Below are 18,672 nucleotides of genomic sequence, written 5' to 3'. Positions count from 1 at the left end.
TCCCTGGATCGGTGATGCGTGGCGGAAGACTTGCGTCAGGAGGTCTGCTTGGCCGTGGCCAGGCTGCCCGCAGAGGCGTGACGTGTCTGCAGGTTGAAGGTCGCACCGGCAATCAGTACATGGATGGTCATGCCGAGCATGCACACCGTGCCGTCTTCGCCGGCATCGGCCATCGACGAGAACTGCAGGTTGCCCGCGTCCAGCACGGTGACCGCGCCGCTGCCGACGACCTCGAGCGTGTTGTCCGGTCGGATGAAGGCCGCGGTGTCTTCGTCCAGGCCGATGCCGACTGCGTACGGGTTGTAGGCGAGCGCGGCCATCAGCCGGCCGAGTCGGTCGCGCTGGCTGAAATGCTGGTCGATGATGAAGCGGTTGGTCAGGCCCAGGCCCGGCGCCAGCCGCACGCTGCCGGCGGTCGGCGACAGGCCTTCCTTGCCGAACGCGATCATGTGCTCGCTGAGGATGCTGGCACCGGCGCTGGTGCCGCCGACATGCACGCCGCGGGCGTTCAGCGCACGGATCCGCTGCGCCACCGGTGTACCGCCGAGCATGGTCGACAGGCGCAGCTGGTTGCCGCCGGTGAAGAAGATGCCGCTGGCGCGATCGAGCCGTTCGAGGCGGCTTTTTTCCTCGGTATCGCGGCGCATGTCGAAATCGAGCACATCGACTTCGCCGACACCGAGCCCGCGGAACAGGGTTTCGTAGCGTGGCCCGGTATCGGCCATCTGACTGGCGGTGGGAATCACCACGATGTTCGCGCTGCTGCCACCGCACAGTTGCACGAAGCGCTCGAGAATGTGTGGATCGTTCTCTTTTTCCTCAGCTCCGCCGATCGGCACGATCCATCCGCGCTGCTCTCCTTCCACCACCCTGCTGGGACTCATCCGGTTCTCATCTTTCTTCGGTTTCATGGGGTTCTCTGCGTCCGGCGGATCATCGCTGGCAAGCGATCCATCCTGACTCATCGAACATCTACGGCGCGTGCTCGAACGTGCCGCGATGTTCGACCCTGCCGGCGCGGACGTGCACCACGCCACCCGCCATTACATCATGCGCCGCGCCGTCCGCGTCGAGCGCGAGCAGATCCGCGTCGGCGCCGACCCGGATCCGGCCCTTGGCCGCCAGCCGCAACAGGCGTGCCGGGTTGCTGGTGAAGGCGGGCAGCGCCCGTTCCAGCGGCACGCCGCGGCGAAGCACGTCATTCAGGGTTTCCAGCAGGGCGCCGGACTCGCCCACGCCCATCCGGCACACATGACCCTCGGCATCGAAGACCGGCAGGCAGCCGCCGGCATCCGAACTGATCGTGAGGCGCCCGGCCGGTGCGCCGCTGTCCAGGTAGCGCAGCAGCGCGTCGGCGGCGCTCCAGGCGTCCTCGCCGTCCTCGACCGGAAACGCGGTCAGGTCGATCGTGCAGCCCTGCGCGGCCAGCGCCAGCGCCTCGTCGAACAGCGCCTTGCGCCGGTTCACGTGGGTCGGATGGAATACCCGCGGCGGCAGCTCACTCTGCGCCAGCGCCTGGCGCACCAGTTCCAGCCCGCGCGAGCCATCGCCCAGATGCAGATGCAGCAGGCCGGCCTTGCCGGTCATCAACCCGGCGACGTGCGCGTCCGCCGCCAGCCGCAGCAGCTCGTCCAGGGTCGGCTGGCTGGAGCGGTGATCGCTGATCGCCACCTCGCCGATGCCGATCAGCGCCTCGATGAACACCAGATCGCCACGCACCGTGCCGGTCAGCGTGCGTGGCGGCACGTGATAACCACCGGTGAAGGCCAGCGCACTCAGCCCCTCCTCGCGCAGCGCGTACACCGTGGCCAGCAGATCCTGCGGCCCCCGCGCCACGTCGTCCGTACCGAGCAGGCCCACCACCGTGGTGATGCCGGCACGGGTGAAGCGCGACACCCCCTGCGGCGGCACCCGCGTGCGGAAGCCCGCCTCGCCGCCGCCGCCGGTGACGTGCACGTGGGCATCGATGAAGCCCGGCAGCAGCCGACGCCCTTCCAGATCGATCGTCTGCACCGACAACGCGGCGGGCAGATCGGCCAGTTCCGCACCCATCCACAGAATGCGCCCGCCGCCCAGCAGCAGGTGTTGGAGACCGAGCGGCTCGGGCGCGTAGACCAGCGCATTGCGCAACAGCAGCATATTCATCGACGAAGCGTGACCACGCCACGGGTTGGCGTCAAGCGCGTCGCGCACGGTGAGGGCTGGGCCGTGTTTGCCCGCAAACTCAGGTTGATTGGGGCCAGCCTGCGGTAGTCGCCATCCTCCGGCGTGGTGATTGAATCAAGGATTGACGCAAACTCACAGGCGTCACTGGAAAAATTCCCGGTCCTTCGACGCGGTGATCGACCAGATCCGACCGCCCCCTCACACCTCGTGATGCACCGCCTCCGCCGGCAGCGTCACCGCCCCCCCCTTTGGCGGCAGCAACTCCACCAGATACATCGCGGCCAGGATCAGCCCGCCGCCCAGCAGCATGCGCCAGCTCAGCACGTCGCTGCCCAGCGCCACGGCGAAGGCCGCGGCGAACACCGGCTCGGTGGTCATCACGATCGCGGTGCGGGTCGCCGGCAGGTGCGACTGCGCCCAGGTCTGCACCAGCATCGCGCCGGCACCGGCAATCAATGCCATGTACAGCACCGCGAACCAGGCACTGCGGTCCGGTGGCAGCTGCGGGCCATGCGGCAGCGTGGCGAGCAGGCAGACCACGGCGATCGCCACCATCTGCACCGCCGACATGCCGAAGGCCTCGCCCTGCCGCGACCACTGGCCGAGACCGACGATGTGCAGCGCATACAGCGCGGCCGAGGCCAGCGTGAGCCACACGCCGGGGTCGACCGACACGCCGTTGAGCGACAGCAACGCCAGCCCGGCGGTGGACAGCAGAACGGCCAGCCACACCACCGCGGCCATGCGCTGGCGCAACAGCAGCAGCGCCAGGATCGGGGTGAACACCACATACATGCCGGTGACGAAACCGCTGACGCTGGGCGCGATCAGCGCCAGCCCCCAGGTCTGCAGCAACTGGCCGGCACCATAGACCACCCCGAGCAGCAGGCCGTGCAGCAGCTGCTGCCGACCCATCCGGAAAACCGGCCGGGCGAACAGCACCAGCATCGTCAACGCGGCGATCGCGAAGCGCACGGCCAGGAAGTCCGCCACCGGCATGCGCCCGATCACGTCCTTGATCAGCACGAAGGTCGACCCCCACACCGCCGTCAATGCCAGCAGGCCGAGGGTCGCCAGCGCAGTAGTGCGTCGGGATGTGCTCATCGGCGCAACAGCCGCCGCCACAACAGGATGGGAATCTGCAACAGGAAATGCGTCCAGATGCCCAGCCAGACCAGCGCGGACAGCAGCGGACTGGCGGCGGCCGGATCATGGTTGCGAAACCAGCGCCACATGCCGCGATGCTTGTGCCGGCTGACGAACACCGGTCGATGCCGGCTGGAACTGCCCTTGCCGTGGTGCACGCGGACATCGCCTGCCAGCAGCACCTGGTAGCCGATGTCGCGCACGCGCCGGCACATGTCCAGATCCTCGCAATGCAGGAAGTAATCCTCGTCGAAGCCGCCGAGGCGCTGGAACATCGAGCGCGGCAGCAGCATCAGTGCGCCCGACACGGCCTCGACCTCGATCACCTCGGAAGGAATGTCGTGTTCCACGTTGACCCTCTCGCCGCTTCCCCCGAACAGGCTGCTGAGCGAGCGACGCAGCAGCGGGTCGCGTCGCCAGGAGGCCGGGTCGGGGCGGCCGTCGGCGTCGCAGACCACCGCACCGATCAAGCCTGCCTTCGGCCGTTCGGCGAGCAGGGCCAGCAGCCGGCGCAGTTCGTCGTCACCCAGCAGGCAGTCCGGGTTGAGTACCAGCAGGTCGTGGCCGTGCGCCTGTTTGGTGGCCAGATTCACCGCCGCGCCAAACCCCAGGTTGCGGTGGCTGTAAATCACCTTGAGCCGGGTATCGTGCTCATGCGCCCGCTCGATGGCGGCAGGCATCCCGTCGTTCGAGGCGTTGTCGAACAGGATCAGCTCCAGCGGCAGACTGCTGGTCAGTACCTCGTGCACGCAATCGCGCAGCGCGGGGCCACTGTCGGCGGACACCACGATCACACTGAGCGCCAGCGGAAACGGGGAGCGATGTGAGGGGGAAGTATCCACCGCGCAAGTATGCTCGGTGACATGCGCGGGGAAAACCGCCCGGCGCAAAATAGTCCATGAAAGATTCGTGTCGCGGCCCCGACGCGAAGCCGCGATCAGTCGTCATCCCGGCCCAGCACCGCCGGCAACGCCAGCGGCATGTCGCCGTTGCGCCGGATCAACCAGGGCTGCTCGCGATACCAGCCGCACAGCTGCCATCCGCGCAGCCGATGTTGACGATCGTGCTGACGATCCCACAGCGTCAGCACACTGTCGTCGGCCATGCGCGCGGCAAACCAGCGCCCGCCCGGACTGAAGCCGACCTGGGCAAATCCTGGCGGCGTGCCGACGCCGTCGACCCGATGGCCATCGGCGAAGTGACAGCCATCCTCCCGACAGGTCACGTGTCCACCATGCGGATCGGCTATGTCTTCGCTGGCCGACTGCCATCCCGGCGGCTGCAGTTCGATGATTTCCGCAGTCGGTCCGGTCGGCGCCAACGCCAGCTCGGGCCATTCGGCCGATGCCGCCGCCGGTGTGCGTCGCTGATGCCGATCCAGCCACGCCTCCAGCCCGGCCAGCAGGGTGTACCCGGCCAGCACGGCCAGCAATGCCGCGCCCCACGCGAAGGCATCGCCACCCAGCGTGCGCTGCAAGGCGAACGCCAGTCCCGGCAGACCCCAGTGCAGCCCGCGCCGGATCAGCATCACATGTTCCGGCGCCAGCCGATGCGGCACCAGCCATAGCGTGGCCGCCGACGCGAGCAGCAGCGGCAGGCCCAGCCACCATGGCAGCACGGCCAGCAACACGATCCAGGCCAGCATCGGCAGCAGGGTCTTCCACAATGACCAGCGCCAGGCCACTGCTCAGTGCCCGATCATGCCGCTGGCGTTCAGCCGCACCACACGCGGGCATTGCGGAACATGCGCATCCACGGCGAATCCTCGCCCCACTGCTCCGGATGCCAACTCAGCTGCACGCTGCGAAACACCCGCTCGGGGTGCGGCATCATGATCGTGACGCGACCGTTGGCGGCGGTGAAACCGGCCAGGCCACCGGGCGAGCCGTTGGTGTTGAGCGGGAAGTTTTCGGTCGGCTTGCCGCGGTTGTCGACGAAGCGCACCGCGCCGTTCGACTTGGCCGGACTGCATACCTGCGGAAAACTGACCCGGCCTTCGCCATGCGCCACCGCCACCGGGATGCGTGAACCGGCCATGCCCTGGAAGAACAGGCTCGGCGAATCGAGGACCTCCACCGTGACCAGTCGCGACTCGTACTGCTCGGACGCGTTGTGCAGGAATTTCGGCCAGTGCTGCGCACCGGGGATGATCTCCTTCAGCTGCGCCAGCATCTGACAGCCGTTGCACACGCCCAGCGCGAACTTCGTTTCGTCGGCGAAGAACGCCGCGAACTGCTCGCGCAGCATGTCGTTGTACAGGATCGAGGTGGCCCAGCCGCGCCCGGCACCCAGCACGTCGCCGTAGGAGAATCCGCCGCACGCCGCCAAGCCGCGGAAGTCGGCGAGCTTGATCCGGCCGCTGGCCAGATCGGACATGTGCACGTCGACCGCCTCGAACCCGGCCCGGGTGAACGCGGCCGACATCTCGACCTGGCCATTGACGCCCTGCTCGCGCAGGATCGCGATCCGTGGCCGCTTGTCGCGACTGTTCGAGGCGCGGATATAGGCCGCGGCGACGTCATCGGCCGGATCGAACGTCAGCTTCGGCGTGATCCCCGGGTCGGCATCGTCCAGACGCCATTCCAGTTCGGCATCGGCGCTTTGCGGATTGTCGCGCAGCCGCTGCATCGCGTGGCTGGTTTCGTTCCATGCCTTGAACAGCGTGCTCCAGTTCCACTTGAATACGGTGTCGTCGCCGAGGAACAGCTTGATGCCCAGCTTCTCCTTGGGCCGGCCGATGCGGTGACTGATGCTGGCCAGGCCGTAGTTGACCAGCAATGCCTCGAACGCCTCGCGATTGGCCTCGGCCACCTGCACCACCGCGCCGAGTTCCTCGTTGAACAGCGCGCGCAAGGTCGCCTCGGCCCAGCCGTCCAGACGGATCTCCAGGCCGCAGTGGCCGGCGAACGCCATCTCCAGCAAGGTGGTGATGACACCGCCGTCGGAGCGGTCGTGATAGGCCAGCAACAGGCCATTCGCATTCGCCTCCTGCACCAGCTCGAACAGCGCCTTGAGCCGCCCCGCATCGTCCAGGTCCGGCGGCACGCCGCCGCCACGATTGAACACCTGGGTCAACGCGGAGCCGCCCAGCCGGTCACGGCCGCCACCCAGATCGATCAGCCACAGGTCGGAGTTGCCGCGATCCAGCTTCAGTTGCGGGGTGAGCGTGCGGCGCACGTCGCTGACCCGGGCGAACCCGGTGATCACCAGCGATACCGGCGAGACCGTACGCTGCTGAATCTCGCCGTCATGCCACTCGGTCTGCATCGACAGCGAGTCCTTGCCGACCGGGATCGAGATGTCCAGTTCCGGGCACAGCTCCATGCCGACCGCCTTGACCGCGTCGAACAGCGCCGCATCCTCGCCCGGATGATTGACCGCGGCCATCCAGTTCGCCGACAGACGGATATCGCCCAGGCTGGGAATCGCGGCGGCGGCCAGGTTGGTGATCGCCTCGCCGACGGCCAGCCGCGCCGCGTCGGCGCTGCTCAGCAAGGCCACCGGTGCGCGCTCGGCCATCGCCATCGCCTCGCCGGCGTAGCCGTCGAAATCCGCGATGGTCACCGCGCAGTCGGCCACCGGCACCTGCCACGGGCCGACCATCGGATCGCGATGATTGAGTCCACCGACGGTGCGATCGCCGATCGTGATCAGGAAGCTCTTGCTGCCCACGGTGGGCAGGCGCAGCACGCGCAGCAGCGCCTCGTCCATGCCGATGCTGGACAGATCCGGCACCAGGTCGATGCGCGGCTTGACCCGCTTCGCATCGCGATGCATCCGCGGCGGCTTGCCGAACAGCACATCCATCGGCAGGTCGATCACGGTCAGCCCGCGGCACGGATCGGTCAGGACCAGCTGGCGCTCGACGGTGGCATCGCCGACCACCGCATACGGGCAGCGCTCGCGCTGGCACATCGCCTCGAACTCGGCCAGTTGCTCTGGGCCGATCGCCAGCACGTAGCGTTCCTGCGATTCGTTGCTCCATACCTGCATCGGCGACAGCGACGGGTCGTCGCAGGGAATCTTCGACAGGTCGATCACGCCGCCCACGCCGGCATCGTTGAGCAGTTCGGGAATTGCGTTGGACAGCCCGCCGGCGCCGACGTCATGCACGCTGACGATCGGATTGTTGTCGCCGCGCGCGCAGCAGGCATCGATGACCTCCTGGCAGCGCCGCTCCATCTCGGCGTTGTCGCGCTGCACCGAGGCGAAATCGAGTTCCTCGCTCGAGGCGCCGGAAGCGACCGACGAGGCCGCGCCGCCGCCCAGACCGATCAGCATGGCCGGGCCGCCCAGCACGATCACCTTGTTGCCCGGCTGCACCGCGCGCTTGAGCACGTGGCCGGCGCGCAGGTTGGCCAACCCGCCCGCCAGCATGATCGGCTTGTCGTAGCCCCGGCGAAAGCCGATCTGGCCGGGCAGCTCGGTTTCGTAGGTGCGGAAATAGCCGCCCAGGCAGGGGCGACCGAATTCATTGTTGAACGCGGCCGCGCCCAGCGGACCATCGCGCATGATCTCGAATGCGGTGGCCATCCGCGGCGGCAGCGGGCGGTCCACTTCCCACGGCTGCGGGTGACCGGGAATGCGCAGGTCGGATACCGAGAAGCCGGTCAGGCCGGCCTTCGGCTTGCCGCCGCGACCGGTGGCGCCCTCGTCGCGGATCTCGCCACCGGCACCAGTGGCGGCGCCGGGCCACGGCGCGATCGCGGTCGGGTGGTTGTGCGTCTCCACCTTGATCGCGTAGTCGATCCGTTCCTCGTGACCTCGCCACACGCCATCGGCCGGATCGGCGAAAAAGCGCTTGCCGACACTGCCCTCGATCACCGCGGCGTTGTCCGAATAGGCGGACAGCGTATGCGCCGGCGACTGCTGATGGGTGTGCTTGATCATGCCGAACAGGGTCATGTCCTGTTCCTTGCCGTCCACCGTCCAGCTGGCGTTGAACACCTTGTGCCGGCAGTGCTCGGAGTTGGCCTGGGCAAACATGAAGAGTTCGGCGTCGGTAGGGTCCCGACCGAGCTCGGCGTAGCGCGCGACCAGGTACTCGATCTCGTCCTCGGCCAGTGCCAGGCCCAGTCGCGCATTCGCCTCGGCGAGCGCGCCCTGCGGATCGGCACCGAGCTTCACGTGGACCAGATCGCCGGGCGATCCGGCCAGGAACAGCCCCCGCGCATCCTCGATCCGGTACAGCACCGACTGCGTCATTGCATCGTGCAACACCGCCATGATCGCGGCGTGGTCGGGTGCATCGACCGGTGGCAGGCCACTGACCTGCCAGGCCAGGCCGCGTTCCACCCGGCGCACGTCGAAACCGGCACCATGCAGGATGTCGGTGGCCTTGCTCGACCACGGCGAAATCGTGCCCAGCCGCGGCACCACCCACAGCGTGGCCGGCTCGGGCGCGGCGTCCTTCGCCTCCAGCACCGCCAGCAGACGCTGGCGCAGCGCGCCTTCCGGCTCCACGTCGGCGTCGATGAAATACACGAACCGCGAGGCCTGCACGCGCACGCCACGATGCAGGGCATCCAGGCGGGCATTGAGGCGTTCGAGGCGGAACAGCGAGAGGGCGCTCTGCCCGTCGAGTGCGATCATGCGGGGAATGGCGCTGTGCGAGGGAAACGCCTATTCTAACCGATGCTGCATTACCGCATAAGCGTGCGGCGCAAAGCCGCACGGCTGGCCGTCATCAGCGGGCCTGGCGGCCCTTTTCCAGGGCCTGCAGCAGCTTCCCGGGGGTGACGTAACCGCCCAGCACCCGGCCGTCGGCGGCGATGATCGTCGGTGTCCCGTCAACCCCCAGTTTCACGCCGAGGTCGAACTGGTCCTTGACCGGGTTGGCGCAACTGATCGCCGGCGGGACATGTCCTTCCTTGGCCGCGGTGAAGGCGGCCTTGCGATCCCTGGCGCACCATACCGAAACCATCTCGGTATAAGTCGGGGTGGGCCGCCCCGAGGTGGTCAGCACGCCCTCGCGGGGCCATGCCAGGTATTCCACCGCGATACCGGCCTTGTTGAAGGCCGCCATCTGCTCATGCAGCGCGCGGCAGAAGCCGCAGTTGACGTCGGTGAATACGGTCACCGTGTATTTCGGGTGCGCCGGCGCATACACGATACGCTCCGACAGCGGCACCTTGGCCAGCTCCTCCCGACGGAAGCGCGACCAGGCCTCGTCGCCGACATTCTGGTGCCGGCTCAGGTCGATCAGATCGCCATGCATCATGTACTTGCCATCGGTGCTGACGTACAGCATCTGGCCGGAGGCGATCACCTGGTAGAAGCCCGGGATCGGTGCCGGCTGGATCGAATCGACCTGGGCCGTCGCCGACAGGTCGTGGATCGCCTGCCGCACCATCCGCTCGGCCGCGGGCGTAATCCCCGGACCGGCCCCTGCCGCCGCTGCATTTTCGGTCGCCGGGGCATTCCATGAAAGCCCGACCATGCACAGCACAAGCCACAGTTTCTTCGACATCAGCAACCTCATGCGATCCGATCCAATCCGATCCGCACGCAAACGGCGGATGGCAGCATCGCATTCTGGCACAGCTGCCTGAACGTTCCTCGCCATGGCCACGGCACGCGAGCCACGCCGCCGGCCGGGAAGCACGAGCGGCATCGAGATCACCGGCAAGCGGGCGATCAGTAGCGCAGCAGGCTGTGCAGCGGCGTACCCTGCTGCCAACGAGTCCGCCCCTGCAGCGCAGTCAGTTCGACCACCACGCTGGCACCGACCAGCTCGGCGCCCAGCAGGTCGGCGAGGGCCGCGGCCGCGGCCAGGGTGCCACCGGTGGCCAGCACGTCGTCGACCAGCAGCACCCGTTCGCCGGGCCTGACCGCCTCGCGCTGCGCCTCCAGCCGATCGCTGCCGTATTCCAGCTGATAGTCCACCGCCAGCACCGGCGGCGGCAGCTTGTTCGGCTTGCGCAACGGCACGAAGCCGGCGTGGAGTCGCTGGGCCAGTGCGGCGCCGAAGATGAAGCCACGCGCCTCGATACCGCACACCGCCTGTACGCCGAGCCCCTGCCATGGCTCGGCCAGTGCGTCGATGCAGCGGGCGAAAGCGCTGGCGCTGGCGAGCAACGGGCTGACGTCCCGAAACAGCACGCCGGTGGTCGGAAAATCTGGTACCGCGCGAACCAGTCCAGCCAGTTCCTGCATGGTGCTTCCTTTGCGTTGCAGCCGTGGGGCGGTAATCAGCAGGGTACCGCTTGCGGATCGTCGGGCATCTCGCCGATATCCATGATCGCCAGCCGCGCCTCGCTCAGCCGCGCATCCACCGCGCTCACGATGCCCCGGGCGGTGGCGAGGCTCGATTCGGGCACCATCACCGCGATGTAATCCATCGCCGGCAACTGGCCGACGGCGCCGGTGAGATATTCGCCGGCGATGAATGCCGGGATGCCGCCTGCATCGAGCGCGTCCTTGACCAGATGCGCGTCGAACAGGTTTTCGGCTCGATAGACGGTATGCATGGGCTGCACGCTACCCCGCGCGTCATCGCGGGGCAAGCGCCGGCCGCGCCGGCCACCCGATCTGGGTCCGATGGCGCTGACGAGGTAAACTTGGCCGTTTCCGCCACCGCCTGCGAGCCTTGCCCGATGTCGATCGAAAATCCCGCCCTTGCACCCGCCTCTGCGGCAGCGGCCACCGTGCATCAGGATTTCATCAGGCAGATCGTGCGTGATGACCTGGCCGCCAACAAGCACCAGGCGATTCACACCCGCTTTCCGCCCGAGCCGAACGGCTACCTGCACATCGGCCACGCCAAGGCGATCTGCCTGAGCTTCGGCATCGCCAACGAATTCAACGGCTGGTGCAACCTGCGCCTGGACGACACCAACCCGGGCAGGGAGGATCCGGAGTTCGTCGAGGGCATCAAGGACGATGTGCACTGGCTCGGCTTCCAGTGGCACGACCTGCGCCACGCCTCGGATTACTTCGAGGTGTTCTACCGTTCGGCGATCAAGCTGATCGAGGACGGCGTCGCCTACGTCGACGACCTGCCGGTCGAGGAGATGCGCGCCTATCGCGGCACGCTGACCGCGCCGGGCCGCAACTCGCCCTATCGCGACCGTTCGGTGGAGGAGAACCTCGACCTGTTCCGCCGCATGCGCGCGGGCGAATTCGCCGATGGCAGCAAGACCCTGCGCGCGAAGATCGACATGGCCTCCGGCAACATGAACATGCGCGACCCGGCGATCTACCGCATCCGCAAGGTCACCCACCAGAACACCGGCGACGCCTGGCCGATCTACCCGATGTACGACTACGCACACTGCCTGTCCGACGCGCTGGAAGGGATCACGCACTCGCTGTGCACGCTGGAATTCGAGGATCACCGGCCGCTGTACGACTGGTTCGTCGACAGGGTCGACCTGCCGAATCATCCTGAGCTCTGGCAGGCATTGCGCGAGTCGGGCTTCCGCACCGAGCCGGCCAAACCGCGCCAGATCGAGTTCTCGCGCCTGAACCTGTCCTACTGCATCACCAGCAAGCGCAAGCTCGCGCAGCTGGTCAGCGAGGGTCACGTGGATGGCTGGGACGACCCGCGCATGAACACGCTGCGCGGCCTGCGTCGGCGCGGTTTCACCCCGGCGGGGCTGCGCCTGCTGATCGACCGCGTCGGTGTCAGCAAGCAGAACAGCGTGATCGACTACGCGATCCTGGAGGGCTGCATCCGCGAGGACCTGGATGCCACCTCGGCACGCCGCATGGCGGTGCTCGATCCCATCAAGCTGGTGCTGACCAACGTGCCGGAAGACCACGAGGAAACGCTGCACTTCCCGAATCACCCGAAGGACGAAAGCTTCGGCATGCGCGACGTGCCGTTCGCACGCGAGGTATGGATCGAGCGCGACGATTTCGCGGAAGTTCCGCCCAAGGGTTTCCATCGGCTGAAGCCGGACGGTGAAGTGCGTCTGCGTGGCGTCGGCATCATCAAGTGCGAGCAGCTGGTCAAGGACGCCGGCGGCAACCTGATCGAGCTGCACGGCACGCTCGATCCGACCACCCGCCACGGCCTGCCCGGCGCCGACCGCAAGGTGAAGGGCACCATCCACTGGGTCAGCGCGAAGCACGCGGTCGCTGCCGAAGTGCGCCTCTACGACCGCCAGTTCAACGTGCCCGAGCCGGACGACGAGGAAGACGGCAAGAGCTGGCTCGAGCACATCAACCCCGAAGCCAAACGCGTGGTGCAGGCATGGCTGGAGCCCGCCGCCGCCAAGGTCGCTCCGGAACAGCGCTTCCAGTTCGAACGGCTGGGGTATTTTGTGGCCGACCGCGTCGATCACCGTATCGAGTCGCCGGTGTTCAACCGCACCGTGACGCTGCGCGACATCTGGGCGAAACAAGCCGGTCAGTGAACGGCTGACGAATAGACGGAGCAAGCGCATGTTGCCGCTGCAGATCCATCTCACCCTGCCGCCATGGATCGGTGACGTCGCCGATGAAGGTCGGCGCTACGCCAGCCATGAGGAGCGCGTGGGCCTTGCCGTCGAGTTGTCGCGGCAGAATGTCGATCGCGGCGGCGGCGGGCCGTTCGGCGCGGCCGTGTTCGACGGTCACAGCGGCCGGCTGGTGGCCGCCGGCGTGAATCGGGTGGTGTCGCAGGGCTGTTCCGTCGCGCACGCCGAGATGATGGCGATCATGATCGCGCAACAGCGGCTGGGCCGGTATCGGCTGAACGAGGACGGCGGCCGCTACGTGCTGGCCACCAGCTCGCAACCGTGCTGCCAGTGCTACGGCGCCAGTATCTGGGCCGGCATCGACGAGTTGCTGATCGGCGCACGCTCGCAGGATGTCGAAGAGCTCACCGACTTCGACGAGGGCCCGTTGCCGGTCGACTGGGTCGGTGAACTGGTTCGCCGGGACATCGCCGTTCACCGCGACATCCTGCGCGAACAGGCGCGTATCGTGCTGGCCGACTACGGCACCACCGGCACACCGTATTGAGCCGCCTGCGCGCCGCGCTGCCGCTGATCCTGCTGCTGCTGGCGGGCATCGTGCTGTTTGCCTCCGGCTCGCTCGATCAGTTGAGCCCGCGGCAGGTGGTGGCCCACCAGGCCGAGCTGCATGCGCAGATCAGCGCACATCCCTGGCTGGCCCGGCTGGCGTACACCGGCCTGTTGACGCTGACCGTGGCCACCGGCATCCCCGGCACCATCGTGATCATCCTGGCGGGCGGTTTCGCGTTCGGTGTGGTCGATGCCACGTTGTACTCGTCGGTCGGACTGACCCTGGGCTCGCTGATCCTGTATCTGGCCAGCCGCTATGCCTTCGGCCCCGGCAGCAAGCAGCCGCCGATGATCGTGGCCAGGCTGCACCAGGGTTTTGAACGACATCCGGTGAGTTACACGCTGTTCCTGCGCTTCGTGCCGGTACTGCCGTTTGGCGCGGTGACCGTCGCGCTGGCCTGGCTGTGCTGTCCGCTATGGCTGTTTCTTGGCGCCAGCTGGCTGGGCGGCACGATCACGCTGATCTTCGAAACGTCGATCGGCGCCGGGCTGGGCGATGCCATGAGCCAGAGTGGCAACCTGGGCATCGGCCTGTTCATGCACCGCGCCGTACTGCTGCCCTTGGGTGCGATCGCCCTGCTCGCGCTGCTGCCGCCGTTGATCGAGCGCTTCACCCGGCGCTACCGACAAGGCCGAAGGCCCGTCGACTGAAGCATGCCTGTCCGTGCAGGCCACGTCGCGAAGCACAAAAAAACCCGCATGGTTTCGCCATGCGGGTGGAAGACTGGTGGGTCGTCCGGGATTCGAACCCGGGACCAATAGATTAAAAGTCTACTGCTCTACCAGCTGAGCTAACGACCCAACATTCAAAAACTCAAGCCGGCAATTTTACGGTCTGCACGACGGCGGCACAAGCAAAGCCGTCCTCAGGCGTATCGCGTGGGATCGTCGATGCCCGCTTCGCGGAAGCCCTGCGCACGCAGGCGGCAGGCGTCGCAGTGCCCGCAGGCACGTCCGTCGCCGTCCGCCTGGTAGCAACTGACCGTCATCGAGAAATCCACGCCGAGGCGTTGCCCCTCGCGGGCGATATCGGCCTTGCTCATGCGCATCAGCGGCGCATGCACGCGGATGCCGGCACCCTCGACACCCGCCTTGGTCGCGACATTCGCCAGTGTCTCGAAGGCCTCGATGAAGGCAGGACGGCAATCCGGATAACCGGAGTAGTCCACCGCGTTGACGCCGCACCAGAGGTCGCTGGAACCCAGCACCTCGGCCCAGCCCAGTGCAATCGACAGCATGATGGTATTGCGCGCCGGCACATAGGTCACCGGAATATCACTGCGGTCGGCGGTATCCAGCGGCACGTCGATGTCGGCGGTGAGCGCGGAACCGCCAATGCTGCGCAGATCCACGCTGACGGTCTTGTGCTCCACGGCGCCGAGCATCCGCGAGACCCGCTCGGACGCTGCCAGCTCCGAGTTGTGACGCTGGCCATAGGCCACGCTCAACGCATGCACCTGATAGCCCTGCTCGCGTGCCAGCGCGATGGTGACAGCCGAGTCCATGCCGCCGGAGACCAGTACGACGGCTTTGCGGGGAAGATGGTCAGACATTGACGTTGCATCCGTACGAATCAGGCCGGTCACCGGCCGGGAAGCGCCGCCGGCAACACAGGCCGACACGCGTGTAACAGGAGTGAGTGGAGAGGAGTGAGAAACGAGTGGCTTGTCCGCACTTGCTCGTTTCTCACTCCTCTCCACTCATTTCTCGCCCTCAGTGGCCGGCCGCGTCATTCCACAGCAACTTGTGCAGTTGCATCTGGAAGCGTACCGGCAGCTTGTCGGCGATGATCCACTCGGCCAGATCGCGCGGCTGCACCGCGCCATGCACCGGTGAGAACAGCACCATGCAGCGATCGGCCAGCGCATGCTCGGTCAGCATCGTACGCGCCCACTCGTAGTCGCGCCGGCTGGCGATCACGATCTTGATCTGGTCGTGCGGCAGCAGGTGATCGAGATTCGACCACAGGTTGCGTCCACTCTCGCCGGAATCGGGTGCCTTCAGGTCCATCACCTTGCGCACCCGTGGATCGACCGCGGAAACATCCAGTGCCCCGGAAGTCTCCAGCGATACCTCGTGGCCCGCATCGCACAGCTTCTGCAGCAGGATCAGGCAGCGCTTCTGCGCCAGCGGTTCGCCACCGGTCACGCAGACGTGCCGGGCCCCATGCGATGCCACTTCGGCGAGGATGTCGTCGATCGCGCGCCAGTCGCCACCATAGAATGAATACTCGGTGTCGCACCAGACGCAGCGGAGCGGGCAGCCGGTCAGCCGCACGAACACGGTGCGCCAGCCGATCGCATCGGCTTCGCCCTGGATCGAGTGGAAGATCTCGGTAATGCGCAACCGCTCGGCGACAGCAGCAGCCGGCGTGGTGGACGCCGGACGGACATCGTTGCCACTCATCGCTACGTACTCAGCCGCCGGACTGCAGTTGCAGGCGTTGCAGGCGCTCCTGGGCCAGACTGGCCACCTTGGAACCCGGATACCTGGTCGTTACCGTCTTCAGCGTGGCCTTCGCCGCATCGAACTGCTTGAGTTCAATCTGGCTGTATCCGACCTTGAGCAGCGCGTCGGGGGCCTTGTCGCTCTGCGGAAACTGGCTGAGCAACCGCTGGAACGACTCCAGCGCGACCGGATAGTTGGTGGTGGCGTAATACGACTCTCCCAGCCAGTACCAGGCGTTCGGCGCCAGCGCGCTGTCCGGGTATTGCTGGATGAAGCTGCGGAACTCGCGCGAGGCCTCGACATAATTGCCACTGCGGATCGCCTTGAAGGCGACGTCGTAGGCCGCCTGCACGGTTGCCGGATCGGCGGCAGTGCCCGGGTTGTTGCCCGGCTCGCTGGCTGCCGCATGGTCGGTCGCCGCGCCTTTGGCCGAGGCAGCCGGAGTATTGGCCTGCGCCTGCGGGCTGCTGCCCGCCGTCGCGCCGGCACCCGCACTGCCGCCCTCGAGGCGCCCCAGGCGGGCGTCGATGTCGGCGTACTGGGCCTTGTTCTTGTCGTCGAGCTGCTGCAGCTGATGCCGCAATTCCTCGATCTGACCCTGCAGTTGCTGCACCTGCGATTGCAGTTGCTGCATCTGGTTGACCATGCCGATACCGCCCTGGTCCCTGTTCTGTGCCTGCTGTTCCAGTCGCGCGACGCGGTCGGCGAGACTCAGCCGCGAGTCCTGCGCAAGTACCGGAACCGCGAACAGCATGGCGGACGCGAGTGCGCCCGCCATGCCGAGCCTGGCTGCAAAGCTGTTAGCCAGTCGCTTCATCATTACTGCGCCGTGTAGACGATCTCGACGCGACGATTCTTGCTCCAGCAATCCTCGTTGTGCTCACGGCACACCGGCTTTTCCTTGCCGTAGCTGATCACTTCGAGCTGGCTGGCCGAACCGCCGGCTGCCTGCAGGGCGCTGGAGAGCGCATTGCCACGACGCTCGCCGAGGCCCAGGTTGTACTCGCGGGTGCCGCGCTCGTCGGTGTTGCCTTCGAGACGGATGTGCGAGCTCGGGCGATCCTGCAGGTACTTGGCGTGGCACGCCACGATCTGCTGGAATTCGGGCTTGATTTCGGACTTGTCGAAATCAAAGTACACGACGCGCTGGCGCAGGCAGGCATCCGTGTCGAGATCGGCGGGCGTGTACTTGCCATTGGACTCCGGAGCCTGCTGCTGCGGGGCCTGCTCCGGCATCGGAGCCGGCGCCTTGACTTCGGCCTTCTTGGTGCAAGCGGCCGCGCCCACGCAGAGCAGGGCAACCAGGGCAATGCGAACTGTCTTATTCATGGTGACGTTCCTTACGAGTTGAGTTCCGACAAACTGATGATGGTTGGGGTAACGGGACAGCTGACGCCGGTCGACCGGCTGTTATTCTGACATCTGAAAGAACGACCGTGCGTGTTGCTGCATGGTCGCCCTGACTGGCGGAAACGCGACAAAGCGCCACTGCCGGAAACCGAAACGCGCCAGAGGCGCTGTTCGGGCCCAATCCATGGGCAACATGCCGCCGCACTTTCGTGCAGCAGCATGGTGAAAAAAAATCAACGTTGCCGGTATGGACCCCAGGCAGGCTCGCGCACATCGCCATCGGAAAGCACAAGGCGTTGGCGAACCAGGCCATCAGCCGATACGGCATACAGTACTCCGCGACGTCCTTCTGTAGCGGCGTACAGCAGCATGCTGGCATTCGGAGCAAAACTCGGGGATTCGTCAAGCGGACCCGGCGAGAGGAACCGTACCTGATTACCCAGACTACGGTCCATGATGGCAATACGATACACGTTCCCGTTGCTCTGCACCATCGCGAGTTGCTTGCCGTCAAAGCTTTCCGCGGGGTCCTGATTTCCCTGCCCCTCGAAGGTGATCCGCTCCGGCGTACCGCCGGTGGCGGCGATCTGGTAGACCTGCGGTCGCCCCGAACGGTCGGAGGTGAAATAGATGCTCTGGCCGTCCGGTGCCCAGACCGGCTCGGTATCGATCGACAGGCTGTGGGTCAGCTGCGTTTCCTTGTGGGTGGCCAGGTCGAGCGTGAACAGCTCGAGGTTGCCTACATAAGACAGCGCCACTGCCAGCTTGGTGCCGTCCGGCGACCAGGCCGGCGCGCCGTTGATGCCGCGGGGATGCGATTCGACCAGCTGGCGCGAGCCGGTGGTGATGTCCTGTATGTAGATGTTCGAGTTGCCGCTCTCGAACGAGACGTAGGCGATCTTCTTGCCGTCCGGCGACCACGACGGCGACAGCAGCGACTCCCTGGATCGGGCGACCACCTGCGGGTTGTAGCCGTCCGAATCGGCCACGATCAGCGAATAGGTGGTGTTGTTGCCGAGGCCGACGGCCGTGATGTAGGCGATGCGGGTCCAGAATGCACCGCGCACGCCGGTGATCTTCTGATAGATCTGGTCGGCGATCTGGTGCGCCACGCCGCGCAGGTCACCGGCCGGCGTGGTGTAGGTACCGCCGGCCAGTTCCGTCTGCTTGTTGACGTCCCACAGCTCGAAATCGACCTTCAGCATGCCGCTGCCCGCATCGCTGATGCGGCCGACCGTGATGTAGTCCTGCTTGAGCAACCGCCAGGTGGCGAACTTGATGTCCGGGCCCGTGGCGGGGAATTCCACGATATCGCTCTTGGCCAGCGAGCGGAACTTGCCGGATCGGTTGAAATCGTTGCGGATCACGTCGGCCACGTCGGTCGACAGCGGCGTGCCGCCCTGCTGGGCGAACGGGACCACCACGATCGGGGTGGCCGTCTTGACCCCCCCGACGATGTCGACATTCAACGACTGGGCGGCGACCGGGCCAGCAAAAAGGGCTGCGATGGCCAGCAGGATGACGGCGAAGCTTGAGCTGAATTTGCGCATGG

17 protein-coding genes and 1 tRNA gene are annotated in these 18,672 nt (G+C 66.6%); 3 read left to right on the top strand and 15 right to left on the bottom strand.

Translation table 11 applies throughout. The annotated features are described in order from the left end of the window. Nucleotides 1–35: 35 nt before the first annotated feature. From ACFPPA_RS15510 to ACFPPA_RS15470, 9 genes are all read right to left on the bottom strand, one after another. Nucleotides 36–911, bottom strand: a complete 876-nt coding sequence (locus ACFPPA_RS15510; RefSeq protein ID WP_377321515.1) for a cyanophycinase — start codon at nucleotides 909–911, stop codon at nucleotides 36–38. A gap of 61 nt (nucleotides 912–972) precedes the next feature. Next, a complete protein-coding gene (gene iadA / locus ACFPPA_RS15505) occupies nucleotides 973–2,145 on the bottom strand; it encodes a beta-aspartyl-peptidase (protein WP_377321513.1) in 1,173 nt (390 codons plus the stop codon). Between the two features lie 219 nt (nucleotides 2,146–2,364). After that, nucleotides 2,365–3,270, bottom strand: coding sequence for a DMT family transporter (locus tag ACFPPA_RS15500; RefSeq protein WP_377321511.1), 906 nt, complete (start codon nucleotides 3,268–3,270; stop codon nucleotides 2,365–2,367). After that, nucleotides 3,267–4,154, bottom strand: coding sequence for a glycosyltransferase (locus tag ACFPPA_RS15495; protein WP_377321510.1), 888 nt, complete (start codon nucleotides 4,152–4,154; stop codon nucleotides 3,267–3,269). Before ACFPPA_RS15495 ends, ACFPPA_RS15500 begins: the two co-directional genes overlap by 4 nt. A gap of 95 nt (nucleotides 4,155–4,249) precedes the next feature. Continuing rightward, complete coding sequence (locus tag ACFPPA_RS15490; protein WP_377321508.1) at nucleotides 4,250–4,978, bottom strand: hypothetical protein; 729 nt, start codon at nucleotides 4,976–4,978, stop codon at nucleotides 4,250–4,252. A 47-nt stretch (nucleotides 4,979–5,025) separates the two neighbouring features. Continuing rightward, on the bottom strand, nucleotides 5,026–8,904 hold the full coding sequence (gene purL, locus ACFPPA_RS15485) for a phosphoribosylformylglycinamidine synthase (protein WP_377321506.1): 3,879 nt from the start codon (nucleotides 8,902–8,904) through the stop codon (nucleotides 5,026–5,028). A gap of 94 nt (nucleotides 8,905–8,998) precedes the next feature. Further along, nucleotides 8,999–9,781, bottom strand: coding sequence for a DsbC family protein (locus tag ACFPPA_RS15480; RefSeq protein ID WP_377321504.1), 783 nt, complete (start codon nucleotides 9,779–9,781; stop codon nucleotides 8,999–9,001). Nucleotides 9,782–9,948: 167 nt separating this feature from the next. Beyond that, the gene (locus ACFPPA_RS15475) at nucleotides 9,949–10,467 is read right to left on the bottom strand and encodes an adenine phosphoribosyltransferase (RefSeq protein ID WP_377321503.1); all 519 of its coding nucleotides are present in this window, start codon (nucleotides 10,465–10,467) and stop codon (nucleotides 9,949–9,951) included. A 35-nt stretch (nucleotides 10,468–10,502) separates the two neighbouring features. Then, a complete protein-coding gene (locus ACFPPA_RS15470) occupies nucleotides 10,503–10,781 on the bottom strand; it encodes a putative signal transducing protein (RefSeq protein WP_377321501.1) in 279 nt (92 codons plus the stop codon). Nucleotides 10,782–10,907: 126 nt separating this feature from the next. Here ACFPPA_RS15470 and ACFPPA_RS15465 point away from each other — a divergent pair, with 126 nt between their 5' ends. From ACFPPA_RS15465 to ACFPPA_RS15455, 3 genes are read left to right on the top strand one after another with little or no spacing between them, the layout of a single operon-like run. After that, entirely contained in the window at nucleotides 10,908–12,671 is a 1,764-nt protein-coding gene (locus tag ACFPPA_RS15465; RefSeq protein WP_377321499.1) for a glutamine--tRNA ligase/YqeY domain fusion protein, read from the top strand. Nucleotides 12,672–12,699: 28 nt separating this feature from the next. Next, nucleotides 12,700–13,260: a nucleoside deaminase gene (locus ACFPPA_RS15460; protein ID WP_377321497.1), complete on the top strand. Its 561-nt coding sequence runs from the start codon at nucleotides 12,700–12,702 to the stop codon at nucleotides 13,258–13,260. After that, nucleotides 13,257–13,973, top strand: a complete 717-nt coding sequence (locus ACFPPA_RS15455) for a TVP38/TMEM64 family protein (RefSeq protein WP_377321495.1) — start codon at nucleotides 13,257–13,259, stop codon at nucleotides 13,971–13,973. Before ACFPPA_RS15460 ends, ACFPPA_RS15455 begins: the two co-directional genes overlap by 4 nt. A 74-nt stretch (nucleotides 13,974–14,047) precedes the next feature. On the opposite strand, the gene ACFPPA_RS15450 is transcribed toward ACFPPA_RS15455, so the two are convergent. The 6 genes from ACFPPA_RS15450 to tolB all read right to left on the bottom strand — a co-directional run bounded on the left by ACFPPA_RS15450 (nucleotide 14,048) and on the right by tolB (nucleotide 18,670). Further along, nucleotides 14,048–14,123 (bottom strand) — tRNA-Lys (locus ACFPPA_RS15450). 65 nt (nucleotides 14,124–14,188) lie between these two features. After that, entirely contained in the window at nucleotides 14,189–14,875 is a 687-nt protein-coding gene (queC, locus tag ACFPPA_RS15445; RefSeq protein WP_377321493.1) for a 7-cyano-7-deazaguanine synthase QueC, read from the bottom strand. A gap of 160 nt (nucleotides 14,876–15,035) precedes the next feature. After that, nucleotides 15,036–15,728, bottom strand: coding sequence for a 7-carboxy-7-deazaguanine synthase QueE (queE, locus tag ACFPPA_RS15440; protein ID WP_377321491.1), 693 nt, complete (start codon nucleotides 15,726–15,728; stop codon nucleotides 15,036–15,038). A 10-nt stretch (nucleotides 15,729–15,738) separates the two neighbouring features. Further along, complete coding sequence (gene ybgF / locus ACFPPA_RS15435) at nucleotides 15,739–16,590, bottom strand: tol-pal system protein YbgF (RefSeq protein WP_377321489.1); 852 nt, start codon at nucleotides 16,588–16,590, stop codon at nucleotides 15,739–15,741. Continuing rightward, on the bottom strand, nucleotides 16,590–17,099 hold the full coding sequence (gene pal, locus ACFPPA_RS15430; RefSeq protein ID WP_377321487.1) for a peptidoglycan-associated lipoprotein Pal: 510 nt from the start codon (nucleotides 17,097–17,099) through the stop codon (nucleotides 16,590–16,592). The genes ybgF and pal overlap by 1 nt, the downstream gene beginning before the upstream one ends. Before the next feature lie 254 nt (nucleotides 17,100–17,353). Continuing rightward, complete coding sequence (gene tolB, locus ACFPPA_RS15425) at nucleotides 17,354–18,670, bottom strand: Tol-Pal system beta propeller repeat protein TolB (protein ID WP_377321485.1); 1,317 nt, start codon at nucleotides 18,668–18,670, stop codon at nucleotides 17,354–17,356. Nucleotides 18,671–18,672: the final 2 nt, after the last annotated feature.

This window comes from Rhodanobacter ginsengisoli (assembly GCF_042657065.1).
Classification (GTDB): domain Bacteria; phylum Pseudomonadota; class Gammaproteobacteria; order Xanthomonadales; family Rhodanobacteraceae; genus Rhodanobacter; species Rhodanobacter ginsengisoli.
This window is presented reverse-complemented; position numbering and strand designations above follow the sequence as displayed.

What these genes read in the sequence shown, in the direction of transcription:
- ACFPPA_RS15510 (WP_377321515.1), bottom strand. Translation starts at nt 911, where the DNA reads ATGAAACCGAAGAAAGATGAGAACCGGATGAGTCCCAGCAGGGTGGTG.
- iadA (WP_377321513.1), bottom strand. Translation starts at nt 2,145, where the DNA reads ATGAATATGCTGCTGTTGCGCAATGCGCTGGTCTACGCGCCCGAGCCG.
- ACFPPA_RS15500 (WP_377321511.1), bottom strand. Translation starts at nt 3,270, where the DNA reads ATGAGCACATCCCGACGCACTACTGCGCTGGCGACCCTCGGCCTGCTG.
- purL (WP_377321506.1), bottom strand. Translation starts at nt 8,904, where the DNA reads ATGATCGCACTCGACGGGCAGAGCGCCCTCTCGCTGTTCCGCCTCGAA.
- ACFPPA_RS15480 (WP_377321504.1), bottom strand. Translation starts at nt 9,781, where the DNA reads ATGTCGAAGAAACTGTGGCTTGTGCTGTGCATGGTCGGGCTTTCATGG.
- ACFPPA_RS15475 (WP_377321503.1), bottom strand. Translation starts at nt 10,467, where the DNA reads ATGCAGGAACTGGCTGGACTGGTTCGCGCGGTACCAGATTTTCCGACC.
- ACFPPA_RS15470 (WP_377321501.1), bottom strand. Translation starts at nt 10,781, where the DNA reads ATGCATACCGTCTATCGAGCCGAAAACCTGTTCGACGCGCATCTGGTC.
- ACFPPA_RS15465 (WP_377321499.1), top strand. Translation starts at nt 10,908, where the DNA reads ATGTCGATCGAAAATCCCGCCCTTGCACCCGCCTCTGCGGCAGCGGCC.
- ACFPPA_RS15460 (WP_377321497.1), top strand. Translation starts at nt 12,700, where the DNA reads ATGTTGCCGCTGCAGATCCATCTCACCCTGCCGCCATGGATCGGTGAC.
- queC (WP_377321493.1), bottom strand. Translation starts at nt 14,875, where the DNA reads ATGTCTGACCATCTTCCCCGCAAAGCCGTCGTACTGGTCTCCGGCGGC.
- queE (WP_377321491.1), bottom strand. Translation starts at nt 15,728, where the DNA reads ATGAGTGGCAACGATGTCCGTCCGGCGTCCACCACGCCGGCTGCTGCT.
- ybgF (WP_377321489.1), bottom strand. Translation starts at nt 16,590, where the DNA reads ATGATGAAGCGACTGGCTAACAGCTTTGCAGCCAGGCTCGGCATGGCG.
- pal (WP_377321487.1), bottom strand. Translation starts at nt 17,099, where the DNA reads ATGAATAAGACAGTTCGCATTGCCCTGGTTGCCCTGCTCTGCGTGGGC.
- tolB (WP_377321485.1), bottom strand. Translation starts at nt 18,670, where the DNA reads ATGCGCAAATTCAGCTCAAGCTTCGCCGTCATCCTGCTGGCCATCGCA.